This is a genomic window from Butyrivibrio sp. WCD2001, from assembly GCF_000424485.1.
In the GTDB taxonomy this organism is placed as follows: Bacteria; Bacillota; Clostridia; order Lachnospirales; family Lachnospiraceae; genus Butyrivibrio.
Genome location: NZ_AUJZ01000017.1, coordinates 1 through 16,877, shown reverse-complemented (window position 1 = coordinate 16,877; position 16,877 = coordinate 1). Strand labels below are relative to the sequence as shown.

Annotated in this window: 12 protein-coding genes; 6 read left to right on the top strand and 6 right to left on the bottom strand. The window is 44.0% G+C overall.

Translation table 11 applies throughout. The annotated features are described in order from the left end of the window. Positions 1–118 precede the first annotated feature (118 nt). Complete coding sequence (locus tag G630_RS23745; protein ID WP_081667952.1) at positions 119–3,061, top strand: amino acid permease; 2,943 nt, start codon at positions 119–121, stop codon at positions 3,059–3,061. A 553-nt stretch (positions 3,062–3,614) separates the two neighbouring features. Here the strand turns inward: G630_RS23745 and G630_RS23740 are convergent. Continuing rightward, positions 3,615–6,500, bottom strand: a complete 2,886-nt coding sequence (locus G630_RS23740; protein WP_081667950.1) for a response regulator — start codon at positions 6,498–6,500, stop codon at positions 3,615–3,617. A gap of 221 nt (positions 6,501–6,721) precedes the next feature. On the opposite strand from G630_RS23740, the gene G630_RS0113730 reads away from it, so the two are divergent. Then, on the top strand, positions 6,722–6,949 hold the full coding sequence (locus tag G630_RS0113730; protein ID WP_022762411.1) for a hypothetical protein: 228 nt from the start codon (positions 6,722–6,724) through the stop codon (positions 6,947–6,949). 16 nt (positions 6,950–6,965) lie between these two features. Here the strand turns inward: G630_RS0113730 and G630_RS0113725 are convergent, their stop codons facing one another. Further along, positions 6,966–7,832, bottom strand: a complete 867-nt coding sequence (locus G630_RS0113725; protein WP_022762410.1) for a TraX family protein — start codon at positions 7,830–7,832, stop codon at positions 6,966–6,968. 216 nt (positions 7,833–8,048) lie between these two features. Between G630_RS0113725 and G630_RS0113720 the strand changes: the two genes are divergently transcribed. Continuing rightward, the gene (locus G630_RS0113720) at positions 8,049–9,605 is read left to right on the top strand and encodes an alpha-amylase family glycosyl hydrolase (RefSeq protein WP_026498915.1); all 1,557 of its coding nucleotides are present in this window, start codon (positions 8,049–8,051) and stop codon (positions 9,603–9,605) included. Positions 9,606–9,690: 85 nt separating this feature from the next. On the opposite strand, the gene G630_RS0113715 is transcribed toward G630_RS0113720, so the two are convergent. The 4 genes from G630_RS0113715 to trkA form a co-directional block, all read right to left on the bottom strand. Continuing rightward, a complete protein-coding gene (locus G630_RS0113715; RefSeq protein WP_026498914.1) occupies positions 9,691–9,984 on the bottom strand; it encodes an STAS domain-containing protein in 294 nt (97 codons plus the stop codon). A 151-nt stretch (positions 9,985–10,135) separates the two neighbouring features. Then, complete coding sequence (gene preA / locus G630_RS0113710; RefSeq protein ID WP_026498913.1) at positions 10,136–11,635, bottom strand: NAD-dependent dihydropyrimidine dehydrogenase subunit PreA; 1,500 nt, start codon at positions 11,633–11,635, stop codon at positions 10,136–10,138. A gap of 97 nt (positions 11,636–11,732) precedes the next feature. Beyond that, positions 11,733–13,178, bottom strand: a complete 1,446-nt coding sequence (locus G630_RS0113705; protein ID WP_026498912.1) for a TrkH family potassium uptake protein — start codon at positions 13,176–13,178, stop codon at positions 11,733–11,735. An 18-nt stretch (positions 13,179–13,196) separates the two neighbouring features. Further along, positions 13,197–14,564 (bottom strand): Trk system potassium transporter TrkA, encoded by a 1,368-nt coding sequence (trkA, locus tag G630_RS0113700; protein ID WP_026498911.1) that lies wholly within the window; start codon positions 14,562–14,564, stop codon positions 13,197–13,199. A 299-nt stretch (positions 14,565–14,863) separates the two neighbouring features. On the opposite strand from trkA, the gene G630_RS21965 reads away from it, so the two are divergent. From G630_RS21965 to G630_RS23735, 3 genes are all read left to right on the top strand, one after another. Then, positions 14,864–15,130: a hypothetical protein gene (locus G630_RS21965; protein ID WP_044959371.1), complete on the top strand. Its 267-nt coding sequence runs from the start codon at positions 14,864–14,866 to the stop codon at positions 15,128–15,130. A gap of 7 nt (positions 15,131–15,137) precedes the next feature. Continuing rightward, a complete protein-coding gene (gene bilS, locus G630_RS0113690; protein WP_022761598.1) occupies positions 15,138–15,689 on the top strand; it encodes a flavodoxin family protein BilS in 552 nt (183 codons plus the stop codon). Positions 15,690–15,869: 180 nt separating this feature from the next. Then, positions 15,870–16,742, top strand: a complete 873-nt coding sequence (locus tag G630_RS23735) for a CPBP family intramembrane glutamic endopeptidase (protein WP_022761597.1) — start codon at positions 15,870–15,872, stop codon at positions 16,740–16,742. Positions 16,743–16,877 lie beyond the last annotated feature (135 nt).

Below are 16,877 nucleotides of genomic sequence, written 5' to 3'. Positions count from 1 at the left end.
TTCTGTCAACCATTTTTCGCAAAACTTTTTATCGATATTTAATGCTCAGTTTATCATAGGTTTATCAGCTTGGTGGATAATTATAATATGCAGATATTGTCGAATCTTTTAAAGAAAAATGGTGATCGAAATGAAACCAACCAACAAGAAAAAATCCGCATCAATGCTTCAGAAAAATCTGTCTCCGCTAAATGTGTGGGCCATCTCCTTTGGCTGCGCTGTCGGCTGGGGTGCCTTCATTATGCCGGGGACGACTTTCCTTCCCATAGCCGGGCCACTCGGTACGATAATAAGCATGCTAATCAGCGCTGCAATTATGCTGATAATCGGCGTCAATTATCATTTTATGATAAACCACTCACCTGATGCAGGCGGAGCATTTACCTATGTCCGAACGAATCTTAGTTATGATCACGGATTTCTCTGCTCATGGTTCCTTGCGATTGTTTATATTTCAATCGCCTGGGCAAATGCCACGGCACTCCCACTGATCTTCAGATATTTCATGGGAAAAAAATTTCAATTCGGCTTCCATTATCAGATTGCAGGCTACGATGTATATTTAGGCGAAGCTCTCCTGTCCATCTTTGCAATACTTCTAATAGGCGGAATTTGCTATGCCGGAAACAGAATTCCCGGTATTGTACAGACTGTCTGCGCCTTAATAATGATCGCGGGAATCATCATTTTTTTCATAGCTGCAGTTATTCATCTTTCGAAAAACGGCTTCAATATAGTGCCTTATTATCCCCCCGGCAAAATACCGCTCCTTGGGATGATGAATATTATTGCGCTATCTCCATGGGCTTTTGTTGGCTTTGAGTCCATCTCACACGCCTCGGAGGAGTTCAATTTTTCAACTAAAAAATGTCTTCCGATTATTATTGTTTCTGTGTTACTCAGTGCTTTTTGTTATATTGCCCTCACACTCGTTGCCGCATCTGCACCCAAAAAGCCATATGGAGACTGGTTTTCATATATAAATAACCTTAGCAGATTCACCGGAGTCAATAGCATTCCTGTCTTTAATTCAGTAGAAACAATCCTTGGAAAAAGTGGTATCAGATTTCTCATTCTTACAATAGTAGGGGCATTGTTCACAGGAATCCTCGGCAACATGTTTGTACTCTCAAGGCTCATGATGTCCATGTACAGACAGAATATGCTCCCCTCCTGGTTCGGACATTCCGACAAAAAACACATTTCCAAGAATATTATTCCGTTTATCGTTCTTATTTCATTACCTATCCCCTTCCTCGGAAGAAGTGTTATCGGTTGGATCGTGGATATAAGCTCAATAGGCGCCTCAATTGCGTATTTTTATATTTCACTGGTAGCTTTCAAAATATCAAAGGATGAGAAAAATTATATAGTTACAGCTACCGGCACAATCGGAATGCTTTGTTCCGTCTTTTTCTTTATGTACTTCATTATTCCCAGTTTTTCATCAGTATCAACTCTTTCCACGGAGTCCTACCTGATTCTTGTTATCTGGAGCGTCCTTGGTTTCATCTTTTTCCGCTACATCTGTCGAAAGGATGACGAGTGGCGATTCGGTAGTTCCACTGTTGTATGGATAATGTTTCTGTTTCTGATCTTCTTCACCACTTCGGTTTGGACAAGACAGATTACGGACACAGCCACAAATACTGTAGTGGAAAATCTCCAGGACTATCACAACCATGCTTTTGATCAAAACGGAATAAGTCAAACTCCGGAAGAAAAGGCACATCTTGATGCATTTCTTGATGAACAAATGACTATAATTAAAGTTTCACAGATGAAAGAAAGTACGATTGAAAATGGTCTGATTATCATCACGCTTATCATCGTCTTCAGTTTATATGCCGGTTTAATCAACAGGCAGAAAAAGACGGCCGAGAGTCTTGTAAAAACAAAGAACAAATTCCTGTCCCACATGTCACACGAAATTCGAACTCCCGTCAATTCCATCATGGGACTTGATGAGATGATTCTTCGCGAGACCTCTGATGACACTATTCGAAAGCAGGCTTCCGAAATACATGTTGCCGGCAATCTGGTAGTCTCTCTGGTCAATGATCTGCTTGATTTTTCTCTGATTGATTCAGGAAATCTGGAACTTGCAGAGACGGAATATGATTTTCCTCAAATGGTCAACGAAACGATCAAATCCTCGAGACGCCTGGCTAAAGCAAAGGGCCTGGCCTACGAGGTTCGGATAGATCAGGACATGCCGCGCAGGTTGTGCGGTGATGTCGTCAGGCTGCGCCAGGTATATCAGAAACTTTTGTCAAATGCCGTTAAATATACGAACGAAGGAAAAGTCTCTCTGATCATCAATTTTACAAAGTTGGATGATGAAACGATATCCATGATTTCTTCCATAGTAGATACAGGTATCGGTATCTCCGATAATGATAAAAAGCGCATGACGAACTCCTTTGAACACTTAAGTGACAGGAAATCACTGAACATGCAGAACATAGGTCTCGGTATGAACATCATTCGCAATCTTCTTTCCCTGATGAAAGGAAAGCTGGAGATGGAGAGCGAATCCGGACTTGGTTCCAACTTTACTTTTACCGTTAAGCAAAAGGTAATTGATTGGGCTCCCATCGGATCCAACGCGCTCCAGGAAGAAATTCTTCCCTGGACCAAGGAGACCTATCGACCTCTGTTCACCTCCCCTAACGGGCGCATTCTTATCGTGGATGATAACGAGACGAATCTTACTGTTTTCAAGGGATTGTTAAAACAGACTCTCCTCACGGTAGACACCGCATCAGACGGCTACGAAGGCCTTAAAATGTCTTCGAAAAATGAATACGATCTTCTTATCATAGATCATCACATGCCCGGAATGGACGGTGTTGAGATGCTGAACGCCCTCAGAGCTTCTGAGGACAATCCAAACAGAAAAAAGCCCTGCATATCGGTTACCGCTAACGCAGGCGTGACTGCGCGCGACGAATACCTTAAGCTGGGCTTTGATGATTACATGTCAAAACCTGTCCCCGGCAAATTCCTCGAAGAAATGATCATGAAGTACATGCCCCCCGAAAAGATTATCGCCAACTAAAAACTTCACATAATACAATAGAATCCCGCTCAGCCGTTCTCATCAGCGCTGGCGGGATTTCGTTTGTCAAATGCTCCGCCTCCAATGGCCTTGGCCCCCATGCAGCCCGATGGCTCCGGGGCCGAGACCATATGCTCAGATGAACCGTCATCTGGCGAAATTCATCAGGCTCTTGGTTTGTCATCATGCGTGGGACAACATGTTTGAGAAATGTTTGCTTAGAGCCACTTACGTTCTTAAGACTTTTTGCTTCTATATTCACTCGCTTGAATTTTCTAATGCTCAGAATAAATTGCAAAAGAGTCTTAAGAACGTTAGTGGCTTTCGCAAACAGTTTTGAGTTTTGTCCCACGCATGAATTAAAGAAAACAAAGAGCCTGATGAATGTTCTGAGCCAATTGACGGTGAAAATGAGCATATGGTCTCGGCCCCGGAGCCATCGGGCTGCATGGGGGCCAAGGCCATTGGAGGCGGAGCATGCCATGAAATATAAAATCCCGCCAGCGCTGTAAAAAACGGCTAAGGCGGGATTCTTACTTGCTGTGTGAAGTTTTTAATTTTGCGGGTGATCCGTGATGAGGCTTTCGAGGGTTTCGAATATTATGTCGGGTTCAACGGGTTTACTAAGGTGGGCGTTGAGGCCTGCCTGGAGGCTTCGCTGCACGTCCTCGTCAAAGGCGTTGGCGGTCAGGGCGATGATCGGGATCTTCTTGGCATCGTCCCTGTCAAGTGCTCTTATGGCAGCTGCAGCGGTGAGGCCATCCATCTCGGGCATTCTCATGTCCATCAAAATTGCGTCATAGTACCACTCAGGGTGGGATTCAAAGAACTCGACCGCAATTTTACCGTTCTCAGCATAGTCGACTTCAATCTTCCTCATGTCAAGAACCTTCATCATAATCCTGGCATTAACCATTATATCCTCGGCCAGAAGAACCCGTCGTCCCTCAAGCTTAACCTTGTCTATGCGGGCTGAGTTTTCCATATTCTTCTTGACCAGTGCTTCCTTGAACTGATCAAGAATAAAGACTGAATTAAGCGGTTTTGAGATAAAGCTGTCAACGCCTGATTCCAATGCCTCATGAAGTACATCATCCCACTGGAAGGAGGTCAGGATGATTATCGCAGAATCATCACCGATTATCTCCCTTATCTTCTTTGTGGTCTCAATACCGTCCATCTGAGGCATCTTCCAGTCCATAAGAATAAGATTGTACAGTTCTCTCCTTGCATGGCGAAGCCTTACCATCTCCAGTGCTTCCTCTCCTGAGTGTGCAATCTCCGAGGCTATTCCTACCTTCTCAAGCTCAAGCTTTGCATGTTCGCATGCAAAATCGTCATCATCAACAACAAGTACAACCATCTCCTGCGGATTTATCTCATCTCCATCCTCAGCTGTGTCCACTCTGTCGGAGTCCATCAGAGTAACAGAGACAACAAACGTTGTACCTTCTCCCTTTTTGCTTGTAACCTCAATTTTACCGTTCATCATCTCGACGATATTCTTGGTTATTGCCATACCAAGGCCGGTGCTGCCGTACTTGTTGGTACTGGAAGCATCTTCCTGTGCAAAGGGTTCAAAAATCTTCGGAATAAATTCCTCATCCATTCCGATTCCAGTATCCTTCATGGTGAAGGTCAGGGTTGATTTCCCGTCAAACCTTGCCGTTCGCTCGGTTACAAGACTCACCGTACCGTCCTTTTGTGTAAACTTAACCGCGTTGCCAAGGATATTTATGATGACCTGCTTCAGCTTCATGTCATCACCGATATAGTATTTATCAACATCTCCGACTATCTTGCTCTCAAACCTAAGTCCCTTGTCGTTGCACTGACTTCCGATAATCGTATTGATCTGCCCCAATAATTTAATGAATGAAAATTCCTCATTTTTCATCGTCATACGTCCCGACTCGATCCTGGACATATCAAGAATGTCATTTATTATCTTAAGCAGATGATTCGCGGAGCTTTCAATCTGCTCAAGGTAATCCTTGGTTTTTTCAGAGATATCGGGGTCGCTCAGGGCAATCCTGTCGAGCCCTATGATGGCATTCATGGGCGTTCTGATCTCATGACTCATATTTGACAGGAAAACAGTTTTCGCTTTACTTGCTTCCTCAGCAACCTGTAGCGCATCACTAAGAGCCTGGCTCTGATCGAGGGATCTTCTCATCTCCATATCAACGTCGGTAAATCCCACTCCGATAGAATGAACGATGTGATCGTCCCTATCTTCAGCCCTTCGAACACCTGCTATTCTAAGCATCTCGTAGGACTCAACTCCGTTTCTGGAAACCAGATATCTGAAAGCTATTATCGGTTCGCTTTCAAGATTTTTCCTAATAACCTCAGGTGATATAAATTCAAGGAATCCGGGCCTGTAGCTCTCAGCAACATAATCATTCGCATACTTTGTAAAGGTCTCGCTGAAAATAAAGTGCTCTCCTTCACCAAGGCCATTTTTTATATTTGAATGCTCTCTGAAGCAGACGCCTTCATCCTTGTCCAGATTTACATAATAGACACTTCTGTAATCCGCAGCCAGAGCCGTGATCATGCTGTTTGCACGTCTCTGTGCATGATCCATATACTCACTTATATGACCGCGAACCTCGTGGATTTTTTCACTGATTTCCTTGATATCATCGATGGCATCGGTGCTTGCTTTTTTCTTTTCAGGTTCTATCACTACAGGCTCCGAAACTGTCTTATCCGTTTGAGTCTGAAGCTCACGAGTAATGTCATCAATATCGGAAGCAAGATCATTTATCTCAACGCTTAGCTCTCCAAAGCGCTTCCTTACTCTTCCCATGGCAAAGGCAACAAGCACAATACCGACAATCAATGATGAGACAATATTTATCATGGTGACCCTTGCATATTTTGCAAGCTCGTCATCATACCACTTTGCAGAAAAGTCCACAGCAACTATACAGGCAACTTTTCCCTCCGAATTAAATACCGGACTGTAAGCACTGTAAAAAGTGCCCCATTCATCGGTATATGGTTGTTCATCTACCATAGGGGTTCCAAGACTCGCCTCGTATAGAGCATCGGTGTATACAACCTCCGCTCCGAAAGGCGCAGGATCAAGAATTGTGGGATCGATGGAAAACGTGAATTTACCGTTTCCATCGTCATTGATGCAATAGATATATTTGAGCTCGATACTGTCTCTGAAGGCACTCAGCCTTTCCATCTGGCTGTTGTATTCAGGAGTTCCTGTATCCGCCGGACTAATCGATTCCATGATATCTCCGTCGAGCAGTGCCGCAGCACTGTTGGCGATGTCCAGCATTCTCTCGTTCAGGATCGTCTTAATCGATTCCCGGGATTGCCTCATCATAACATAACCCATCAGAGCATCTCCAATGAGTAAAATAGCTGCCACTATTAGTATAAGTTGCATTGTGAGGGTAATCTTTTTTTGTTTCATCGACACTCCTCTGCCCGCATAGTTACGACATCATAGTTTTATGATAATTCGATTTTATGGTATCACAATAACAATGACAATTCTATTAACTAGGTATAAAAAATGGCTTAAAAAAGGGATTTATGGATTCTATTTGACTATGTTTTGGTGTTAAAATGAAATTGAGAAAATGTTTCTGATATTTACATTTTTATGGTAATAATTTTTGAAGGAATTTGCCGATGATCCCAGTTCCGTTTATGGCTTCAATAGCCCTCATGTCCGTCATTTTTGACGCAATAATTGTTATAGCCGAGCTGCTCTTCTTTCTTGTGCTTGTCAGATTTTTATTCTTCAGCGGAGATTTCAGGCAGTTCAGTATCTTCGCCAAGATAATCGAAATCATCTTCGTTATCATGGTGCTTCTTATTCTTGTTGCCCTTTTCCTGACGATGGCAAGGTTTGAATAGGATTGGAAGTACATTCTCAAGGCATCAGTTTTCCCATATAGCATCTGACAAGATATATCAGGCACAGATGAAGCGGATAGAATGCATAGAAAGCATACTTGAAGCGTCTTGTTATTGTGCCCGGACGGCCGCTGTATAGCATGATCAAAAGAAAAGCCGGAAGGCTCCACGCCTCTCCTCCCATATTCATAAAAAACAGATATCCGATGATACAGGATATTTTCCTGCTCCTTCTAAAGACATAGAAAATTCCGATGAGGCAAACTCCCCACCACCTGTAATCCGACTGAATTACCTGCGTCAGAATGCAGCCTGCTGCCAAGGGCGCCAGGTACAGAAGTACATGAAAAGGACTTGCCGCAGAAACTCCAAAGGGTGAAGTCGGATCTTCTTCAAAAATCATATCTTCCACGTATTTCATCATCCAAATCGAAATCAGCCCGACAAGAAGTGTAAAAAACACATTACACTTGGTAAGAATTATCTCTCTGTTTGCGTTAAAAACCGCTACAAGATCAAGTGAAAAAACATCCTGTTTTATCTTCACTGCATAATCGAAAAACGGCTCAGAAATGATTCCGAATATAGCAAGATTACGCAGATATTTCGGCACACTCCTGGTGTGAGCAAGTCCCTGCGTGAGCATAAAACAATAGATGGGAAAAGCCTGCCTTCCCACATGTCTTATCCAGTAATATATCTCCGCATTATGATCAAAATCACCGCCAAAAGGGTAGAATCCACCCTTAATAAGATACAGTAAAATTCCGGCTCCAATGTGATCTATAAGCATTGTGATAACCGCTACAATTTTCAGAGTACTCGCATCAAACCTGGGAAGCGCTTCTGCAAGCTTCTCCAGTCTGTTATATAATTCATCCATTGATTATTATTTCCCCCGGGCAAAACCTTTATATCCATCTATTATATCAGAACTGCTGCCCTCCCTCAGAAATTATTCCACGTTTCCTTATTTGCATGTTGAAATCTACTTCACAGATATGTAATAATGAAAAAAGTTTAGGAAAACGTTTTTCTAAACTTTTCTATTGGTTTTGGTGTTCGGAAAAATTAAAATAACTACACGAGGAGGGCTATCATGCCGGCATGGTTAAAAGACGCAGTATTTTATGAGATATATCCGCAATCCTTCAACGACACAAACGCTGACGGAATAGGCGATATTGAAGGAATTATTGAAAAACTTGATTATGTGAAAGGGCTTGGCTGTAACGCGATATGGCTTAATCCACTTTTCGATTCACCCTTCAAGGATGCGGGCTACGACGTGCGCGACTATAAGAAGGTCGCAGAGAGATATGGAACAAATGAGGACCTTGTAAGACTTTTTGACGAAGCTCATAAGAAGGGCATAAAGATTCTTCTTGATCTGGTTCCCGGACACACCTCCGAGGAACACGAGTGGTTTAAGAAAAGCTGCGAGGCTGACAGAAATGAATACTCCGACAGGTACATCTGGACCGACGGAGCTTTTTGCGGAATCGGCGGTCACCCCTACATCGGCGGTGAGGCTGAGCGTGACGGCTGCTATATGCTTAACTTCTTCAAGTGTCAGCCTGCGCTCAACTATGGAGTGCTGAATATCACCGAAAAATGGCAGCTTCCCACAGATCATCCTTCCTGTATCGCAACACGAGAAGCCATCAAGGATGTAATGCGCTTCTGGCTGGATAAAGGCTGCGACGGTTTCCGCGTGGATATGGCTGACTCTCTTGTAAAAGAGGATGATGAAGTTAAAAGTGCGACCGGAGCTATCTGGACAAATATCAGAGCGATGCTGGATGCGGATTACCCTGAAGCAGCTCTTGTTTCCGAGTGGTGTAATCCCAAGTGTGCCTTGAAATACGGTTTTCACGCAGATTTCTATCTTGATCATCACGGAAATGGCTACAATGTTCTCGTTCGCGACTGTGAGACAGAAGGCGGTGACCACAGCTACTTTAAGAAGGATGGCGGCGACGGACCGCAGCGATTCCTTGCGGACTACCTTCCCCGCTACGAGGGTTCCAAAGACTATGGCTACATAAGTTTTATCACCTGTAACCACGACACTCCCCGTGTCACCAAGGCACTTGATATTTCTGAAATAAAGCTTGCCTATGCATTTTTCTTCACAATGCCCGGTGTGCCTTTCCTGTACTATGGTGATGAAATAGGTATGCGTTATCTAGCTGATGTTCGCACAAAGGAAGGCGGTTTTCATAGGACTGGCTCCCGTTCTCCCATGCAGTGGGATGCTTCCGCTAAAAACTTCGGCTTCTCAGAAGCTTCTTCCGAGATGCTCTACATACCGCAGGATTCTTCTGCAGATGCGCCTTCTCTTGCAGAAGCGGAAAGTGATCCCGACTCCATACTTCACACAGTAAGAAGTATCATCGCTCTTCGTCATGAATACGAGGGCCTTCAGGCCGACGCACCTTTTGAAGTAGTCTATGCCAAAGAAGGCGAGAGAGTTTTAGTATATAAGCGCGGAAATCTTCTTATTGCAGTTAACCCTTCAGGGGAAGCTGCGAAGATTCCTGTTTCCGATCTTGACTCTATTTCCTGCAGCAACCTCATCTATGGCATCGGTAAGGCCGATTTCTTAGAAGATGAGCTTGTTATTGGCGCCCAGAGCTTTGGCGTGTGGGAATAAAATTTGGGGATAATTTTTCAAATTAAAAGGCTGTGTACTCAAAAAGTACAACAGCCTTCATAAATCAAATAATTATAGGATTCCCTTACTCTATTGTAAGAATATCAACAAAACCTGTTACCTCAAAGATCTCGCTGATCTCTTCGCTTACATTCTTAATAACCATGCTGCCCTGCTTATTCATAACCTTCTGAGCTGACAGAAGAACTCTTAAACCGGCAGATGAAATATATTCAAGATCCTTGAAATCAAAAGTAAGTTTCTCGACGCCATCAAGATTCTTAACTTCATCATCAAGCTGCGGCGCAGTAGTGGTATCAAGTCTTCCTCCGAGTGCAATAACCAGATTGCTTCCGCTTGCTTCCTTATTTATTGTCATAGCAAAACTCTCCCTTCATAAAAGAAATTCTTGAATAAGTCATTATTCTATACTTCATTATTATACATCCATCATCGGTTTTTCAACACTAAAATTATTATAAAATGCTAATTATATCATTTTATTATTTGATAAGTTTTTTATTATAATCTTATGTCGCACGATTTATTCTCTTCCTCGAAGGAACAATTGCATTCTGCGGGCAAACAAGCAGGCAGAGATGACATCCCACACACTTGCTTCCGTCAAGCTTGGGTTTTCTGTTCTCAAAAGAGATTGCCTGATGACCACCGTCGTTACAGGAAATCACGCATCTTCCGCAGCCGATGCACTTTTCGGACTCGAATCTAGGGAAAAGAACCGAATCCCTCTCAAGTACATCCGTCGTATCACTGACGCTGTCAAGGCCTGCACCGATTATATCCTTGACGGAATTTATGCCCATCTGGTTCAGATAATAATTAAGGCCGTCCTTAAGCTCATCGATAATCCTATAGCCGTACTGCATAACCGCTGTGGTTATCTGTATTGAGCCTGCACCCATCAGGATGAATTCAAGAGCATCTCTCCAGGTCTCGATTCCTCCCATTCCGCTTATGTGAATGCCCTTAAGCATGGGATTCTGACCGATCTCCGAAATGAATCTGAGCGCAATGGGCTTAACCGCATTGCCGCTGTACCCTCCGATAGCTGATTTTCCTTTGACCGCCGGGGCTGAAACAAAGGTATAAGGACTTACCCCGATTATACTCTTTATCGTATTTATGGCTGCTATGCCATCCGCTCCGCCGCGAAAAGCCGCTTCTGCTGCGGGGCTCATGGTTGCCACATTGGGAGTCAGCTTTGCAAGGACAGGAATATTGGCGCCTCTCTTTGCCGCAGCGGTGTATTTCTCAACCAGTTCCGGAATCTGCCCGATATCCGAACCAAGCCCGTCCTCCTGCATATTGGGACATGAAAAATTGAGCTCTATGGCATCCGCTCCGTTCTCCTCACAGAGCCTTGCCAGTGATTCCCACTCGTCCTCATCCTGTCCCATTATGGATGCCAGAATGAATTTCTTTGGATACCTCTCTTTCAGCCTCCTGAAAATCTCCATGTTTTCAGCAACACTGTGGTCCGATAACTGCTCAATATTCTTGAAACCCACAATGCTTCCGTTATCCCCTGTAATCGCCGAGAATCTAGGTGAAGCCTCATGAATATCAAAAGAGCAGATAGTTTTAAAGCAGGCTCCTGCCCAACCGGCTTCGAAGGCTCTTGCACACATATCATAGGTCGATGCCACCACCGATGACGACAATAGGAACGGATTCTCAATCGGGATTCCGCAGATGTCACACTGAAGACGTTTGTAATCCTCAGGCACATCAATCTCCGCCTCAGGTGCGACCACCTTATGTAAAGTCGACATAAGTCTCTGTATCGGAACCCTGCGGGAACTGATACAGGCATCTTCACAGTGTGCATCACACTTTGCACAAACATTATTCTCCGGAAGGTTTAGTGCTGCGATATCTGCATTGTCAAACCAAATATCAAAAAGCGCTTTTCCCGGATCCATCTTCTTACATGCCTTGGTGCACGGCGGATCTTTGCACAGCACACAGGCAAGCATGTCTTTTCGATTAATATAATTTTCCGGCAGCATAATTTCCCCCTCAATAACGTTAATTCGTTATCTCAATTATACTACCGGACTTATATTCACATCTTTAAATCGTCACTATTTTATTTTTATTTTATATTTATCTCTTGGCCCAGGTCCTGGGTGATAAGAGAATCAGCATCGGCAACAGCTCAAGTCTTCCTGCCAGCATATCAAACATAAGAACAATCTTGGACAGATCGGAATATGCGCTGAAGTTTCCTGTAGGACCGACCATTCCAAGGCCGGGACCGATGTTGTTAAGTGTCGCAGCCACCGCCGTGAAATTCGTTTCATAATCAAACTCATCAAAGGAAATGAGAAGGATTGAAATAATGAAAATCACCACATACATACTAAGGTAAGCAGATACCGACTTCACAACCGTAGAATCTATCGGATGTCCGTCCATATACACCTTCTTGACTGACTTCGGATGAACAATGTAGATCAGCTCATTTTTCAGTGCTCTTATCAGGATGACGAATCTGGAGAGCTTGAAGCCACCGCCCGTTGAACCCGCACAGGCTCCAAGGAGCATCAGACACGCCAGAAGAGTCTTACAAAGCTGAGGCCACTGATTGAAATCCAGAGTTGCAAAACCTGTCGTCGTCATCACTGATGCCACAGTAAAAAGTGAGTGATGGAAGGATTCAAAGGGAGTTGTAGTCACACCGTTTCTATAAATCATGAATGCGATAAGTGAAGCGGATCCGAACATCAGCGCCAGATAGAGCTTAACCTCATCACTTTTAATAGCTTCCTTCGGACGCAGCGTTATCAGATAGTAGTATACGTTGAAGTTGATACCACACATGATCATGAATATGGTTATGACTATCTGTGATGCTGTTGAAAAATCGTTGGCGCCGCTGTTTGTAATGCCGAAACCTCCGGTACCAACCGTAGCAAAGGTTGTTGTCATAGCCTGATACGGATTAAGTCCCGTGATCATAAGCAGGATAATCTGAGTTACCGTAATACCGATGTAAATCAGGTAAAGAATCTTGGCTGTATCACGCACCCTCGGTACGATTTTTCCTACAGAGGGGCCCGGGCTCTCCGCCCTCATAAGGTGCATGCTATAGCCGCCTCCCATGGGCATGATAGCAAGGATGAATACCAGCACACCCATACCGCCTACCCAATGGGTGAAGGTGCGCCAGAACTGCACGCTGTAGTACATCTCAACGCTTGTGAGAATCGTAGATCCGGTCGTTGTAAAACCTGAAATCGTCTCAAATACAGCATCCACATAGCTGTCGGTTACTCCCGAAAGGACAAAGGGAAGCCCGCCGATCATACTTATAAGAATCCAGGTCAGGGCTGTGGATACAAAGCCCTCTCTGGCATAAATTGCAACATTCTTCGGCTTGAAATGTGCGCCGATGGATCCGACTGCAAGGCACGCCATAATAAGTAAAAAGAACATACGGGCACAGCCGTACTCTTTATAAATGATCGCCACAATCAGCGGCAGCATCATGAGAATTCCGGTTATCTGCAAAACTCTTGAGAGCAGAAAACGGATCATCTTATAGTTCATACAAAATCACCTCTGTAATTATTTGTCGGATATAATGTCCGAAATATCCTGAAGTCCAAGCTGGCTGGTTATGATAACAACCGTATCTCCCGCCTCTATGACGCTTGAACCCTTAGGGGAGATGATCTCGCCTTTGCGGTTAATAAGAGCCACCAGGATACCCTTTTTCAAATGCATCTCTGAAAGAGGCTTGCCGATAACCGATGCCCCTTCCGTTACGAAGAACTCCAGCGCCTCAACCTTGCCGTCGTTCATCTTATAGAGTGCCTCTATGTTGTTACTACCCATGGAATTACTCATTCCGCGGACATACTGGACAATTCTCTGTGCAGTGATGTTCTTGGGATAGATAACGCTTCCGATCTGAAGTGAGCCGATAATCTCACCGTAATTAACTCTGTGAACCTTGGTAATAAGCTTAGCCTTGGGATTCACGCTCTTTACATACATAGAAAGCATGATGTTCTCTTCATCGAGATTGGTCATGGCAACGAAGGATTCCGTTCCGACGATGCCCTCTTCCATCAGCGCATCCTTGTCGGTTCCATCAGCATTTATTATGAGCGCCTGCGGAACAAGATCGGAAAGCTTCTTACATCTCTCAAGGCTCTTATCGAATATCTTTACATCGATTCCGAATGAAATCAGCTGCTGTGCGAGGTAATATGATGTTGCACCTCCGCCGATGATCATGCAGGAATGTACTCTTGCGGTGGGCATTCCTATCTTTCTGAAAAATTCGGCGATACTTCTCGATGCACCTACGATTGTAAGCTCGTCGTTTGCTCTTAGAACAAAGTCTCCGTTCGGGATGAAAACCTCGTCCGCACGGGATACAACCGCAATCAGCACTTTACTCTTAATCTCAGACTGTATTGTCTTAAGGGACTTATCGCAGATTCTGGTATCTTCTCTAACGGTCATGTGCACTATCTCGGCACGGCCTCTTGCGAAGGTTTCGATCTTGGTGGCAGCCGGGAATTTAAGAAGTCTTGCTGCCTCAGCCGCAGAGAGTTCCTCAGGGTTAACAACCAGGGAGAGACCGAGCTCTTCCTTGATGAAATTGATCTCTCTCTTATAAATAGGATTCTTAACACGGGCGATAGTGTTGCAATGACCGGCCTTTCTCGCTATCAGACAGCACAGAAGGTTAAGCTCGTCATTACCCGTAACCGCGATCATAAGATCCGCGTACTCTATTCCGGCATCCTTCATAACAAGGTAACTTGCGCCGTTACCGACGATGCCCATTACATCAAAGTTGTTGACAACACTCTGAATGACGTCACGTTTTTCCTCAATAACAGTAACGTCATGCCCCTCACCACTGAGCTGTTCAGTCAAAGCTGCGCCTACGTTACCGCAGCCAACTATAATTATCTGCATACTTTCCTCCAAAAAATCTTTATTGCATGGAATATTTTATTCAAAACAATCCATGCAATAAATAATCCCATATATAATACCACTATTTATCATCGTTTACTAGAAATCAAGGAAATAGTGATCTATTAAGCTTATTTCGTGTTAATAAAGTTTGGGTTTAGGTAATAATACATTTATGGATTTTTAAGAGAAATTCATTGGCGATTAATTGTATTTTCGCCGCATGAACACTATACTTTCCTTAAGATTGAGGGGGTGTTAACTTAAACACATATTGATCTTGTTCGAAGGTGTAGTATATGAAAGATTTTTTCTATCGTTTTTTTCAGGGACGGTACGGTGCATATGGCACTGACAGACTGACAAAAACCTGTCTGGCTGCTTCGGTTGTTATCCTTGTGTTGTCGTACCTTACTCCTTTTGAGTTTGTATATTACATAGCAATTGCTCTGCTCATTTACAGTTACTTTCGTCTTTTCTCAAAAAATATTCCGAGACGTTATCGTGAAAATGAGGCTTTTGTAAAATTTACCGACAGAATTATAAAGTTTTTCAGAAAACCATAAAGGAAACATGCTGAAATATTTAGTGATCTATGCAAGTGAAACAGGGAATACCAAGAAAATAGCCGATGAAATTTTCTATGCGCTTCCTTCCGACTCCAAAGAAGAGATCAATGTACGAAGCTGGAACGGAAGGCATGATGCCGAGACTTATTTCGTTGGTTTTTGGGTTAACCGCGGTACCTGTTCACTGGAAGTCATAGACCTTATTTCTTCTTTGCATGGAAAAAATGTGGCCTTTTTCGGCACCTGTGGCATGGGAAATGATCCCGCCTACTACAAGTCCGTCGAGGCCATTGCTACTGTCTGGCTTCCCGCAGACAACCGCTATCTCGGTTCCTTCTTTTGCCAGGGCTCCATGCCGGCCTTCATCCGTGATCGCTACGAAGAGCTCCGCGGAAAACGGGGCGATGAATTCGCCGACCGAATGATCGCCATCTTCGATGAAGGACAGCGCCACCCCGACAAGCAGGACCTCCTTCGCGCCAACGTCTTTGCCGACACGGCCGTTCACCGCATCCCCGAACAAGAAAACTACTCCCACCTCAGAGACATTCTGTAAATTCACCCCGGTGCCGGTGAGGGCGTCTTCGAGGGTGAAGCGGACGGTGCCGTCATCGTCAACACAGGTAACCGTAGCCGCATCCGGATACGGAGTTACACTGACTTATTTTATAAGGTTTTCACGAGAGCAGTTTGGCTGTATTATATATGTATATTCTAAAGAAATGAGGGGTGTTGTATGAAAGGAGAAAATGTTATGAATACAAAGGGGAGCAAAGGAAAAGCAGTGCTTGTTGCACTGGGATTAATGTTACTGTTTCTGGCTATCCAGGCCGTAGTTGGATTGGTTGCATCCATCATTGCACCGATTATGAATCCGGAAGCTGCCACAGATGCCGCAGCAATTACAGCTTATGTTATGAGCGTTATGCCGGTGGTTCAGTTCATCGCAGAAATTGTCTGCATTCTTGTTTTCGGAATCTGGTATTACAGAAGTTATGTCAAGAAAGCAAAAGAGCTTAGAACCTACGAGTCCGGCTTCAAAAAGATTGCCAGCCTTAAGGATATCGGCTTTATTCTTTCGCTGACCTTTGCCGCTTATTTTCTGGCTGCAGTAATCGGCTGGCTCGTAACGGTACTGATTCCCGGCAGCGGAGATTTATTTAGCAGTTTAATAGGCGCTATAACTGATGGCAATAAGACCATCGGCATGCTTACAGTTATGCTTCTGGGACCTGTCGCAGAAGAACTGTGCTTCAGAGGAGTAATTCTTCAAAAATCAAAGAAGGCTTTCGGTATCGTAGGATGCACAGTGCTTTCAGCTGTAATGTTTGGTCTGATGCACATGAATCCCGTTCAGAGTTTATATGCTATTCCGATCGGCGCAGCGCTTGCATTCACTGCTTACAAGTACGAGTCCATCGTTCCTGCAATGATCGGACACATTGTTAACAACAGTTTTGCGATGATATTGTCAAATCTTGTAAAGGAGGATTTAAATCAAATCCTGGCTCTTGTATTATTTGCAGCCTTCGCTGTTCTTTCAGTAGTCATCTACAGGAGCATACCCAAGGTAGAAAAATTCGATGAGAGTGATAAGCTCTCCGCATAATAAAGTCAAAGGCTTTTTGCGAAAGAAGTTTGTACTTGAAAATCGAGTAGGAGAAAATGTCTCATTATAAAGACATTTTCGACCTCTCACGCCACCGTGCATACGGTTCCGTACACGGCGGTTCAATCAACTTAA

What these genes read in the sequence shown, in the direction of transcription:
- G630_RS23735 (WP_022761597.1), top strand. Translation starts at nt 15,870, where the DNA reads ATGAAAGGAGAAAATGTTATGAATACAAAGGGGAGCAAAGGAAAAGCA.
- G630_RS0113720 (WP_026498915.1), top strand. Translation starts at nt 8,049, where the DNA reads ATGCCGGCATGGTTAAAAGACGCAGTATTTTATGAGATATATCCGCAA.
- bilS (WP_022761598.1), top strand. Translation starts at nt 15,138, where the DNA reads ATGCTGAAATATTTAGTGATCTATGCAAGTGAAACAGGGAATACCAAG.
- G630_RS21965 (WP_044959371.1), top strand. Translation starts at nt 14,864, where the DNA reads ATGAAAGATTTTTTCTATCGTTTTTTTCAGGGACGGTACGGTGCATAT.
- G630_RS23745 (WP_081667952.1), top strand. Translation starts at nt 119, where the DNA reads ATGGTGATCGAAATGAAACCAACCAACAAGAAAAAATCCGCATCAATG.
- trkA (WP_026498911.1), bottom strand. Translation starts at nt 14,564, where the DNA reads ATGCAGATAATTATAGTTGGCTGCGGTAACGTAGGCGCAGCTTTGACT.
- G630_RS0113705 (WP_026498912.1), bottom strand. Translation starts at nt 13,178, where the DNA reads ATGAACTATAAGATGATCCGTTTTCTGCTCTCAAGAGTTTTGCAGATA.
- G630_RS23740 (WP_081667950.1), bottom strand. Translation starts at nt 6,500, where the DNA reads ATGAAACAAAAAAAGATTACCCTCACAATGCAACTTATACTAATAGTG.
- G630_RS0113715 (WP_026498914.1), bottom strand. Translation starts at nt 9,984, where the DNA reads ATGACAATAAATAAGGAAGCAAGCGGAAGCAATCTGGTTATTGCACTC.
- G630_RS0113725 (WP_022762410.1), bottom strand. Translation starts at nt 7,832, where the DNA reads ATGGATGAATTATATAACAGACTGGAGAAGCTTGCAGAAGCGCTTCCC.
- preA (WP_026498913.1), bottom strand. Translation starts at nt 11,635, where the DNA reads ATGCTGCCGGAAAATTATATTAATCGAAAAGACATGCTTGCCTGTGTG.
- G630_RS0113730 (WP_022762411.1), top strand. Translation starts at nt 6,722, where the DNA reads ATGATCCCAGTTCCGTTTATGGCTTCAATAGCCCTCATGTCCGTCATT.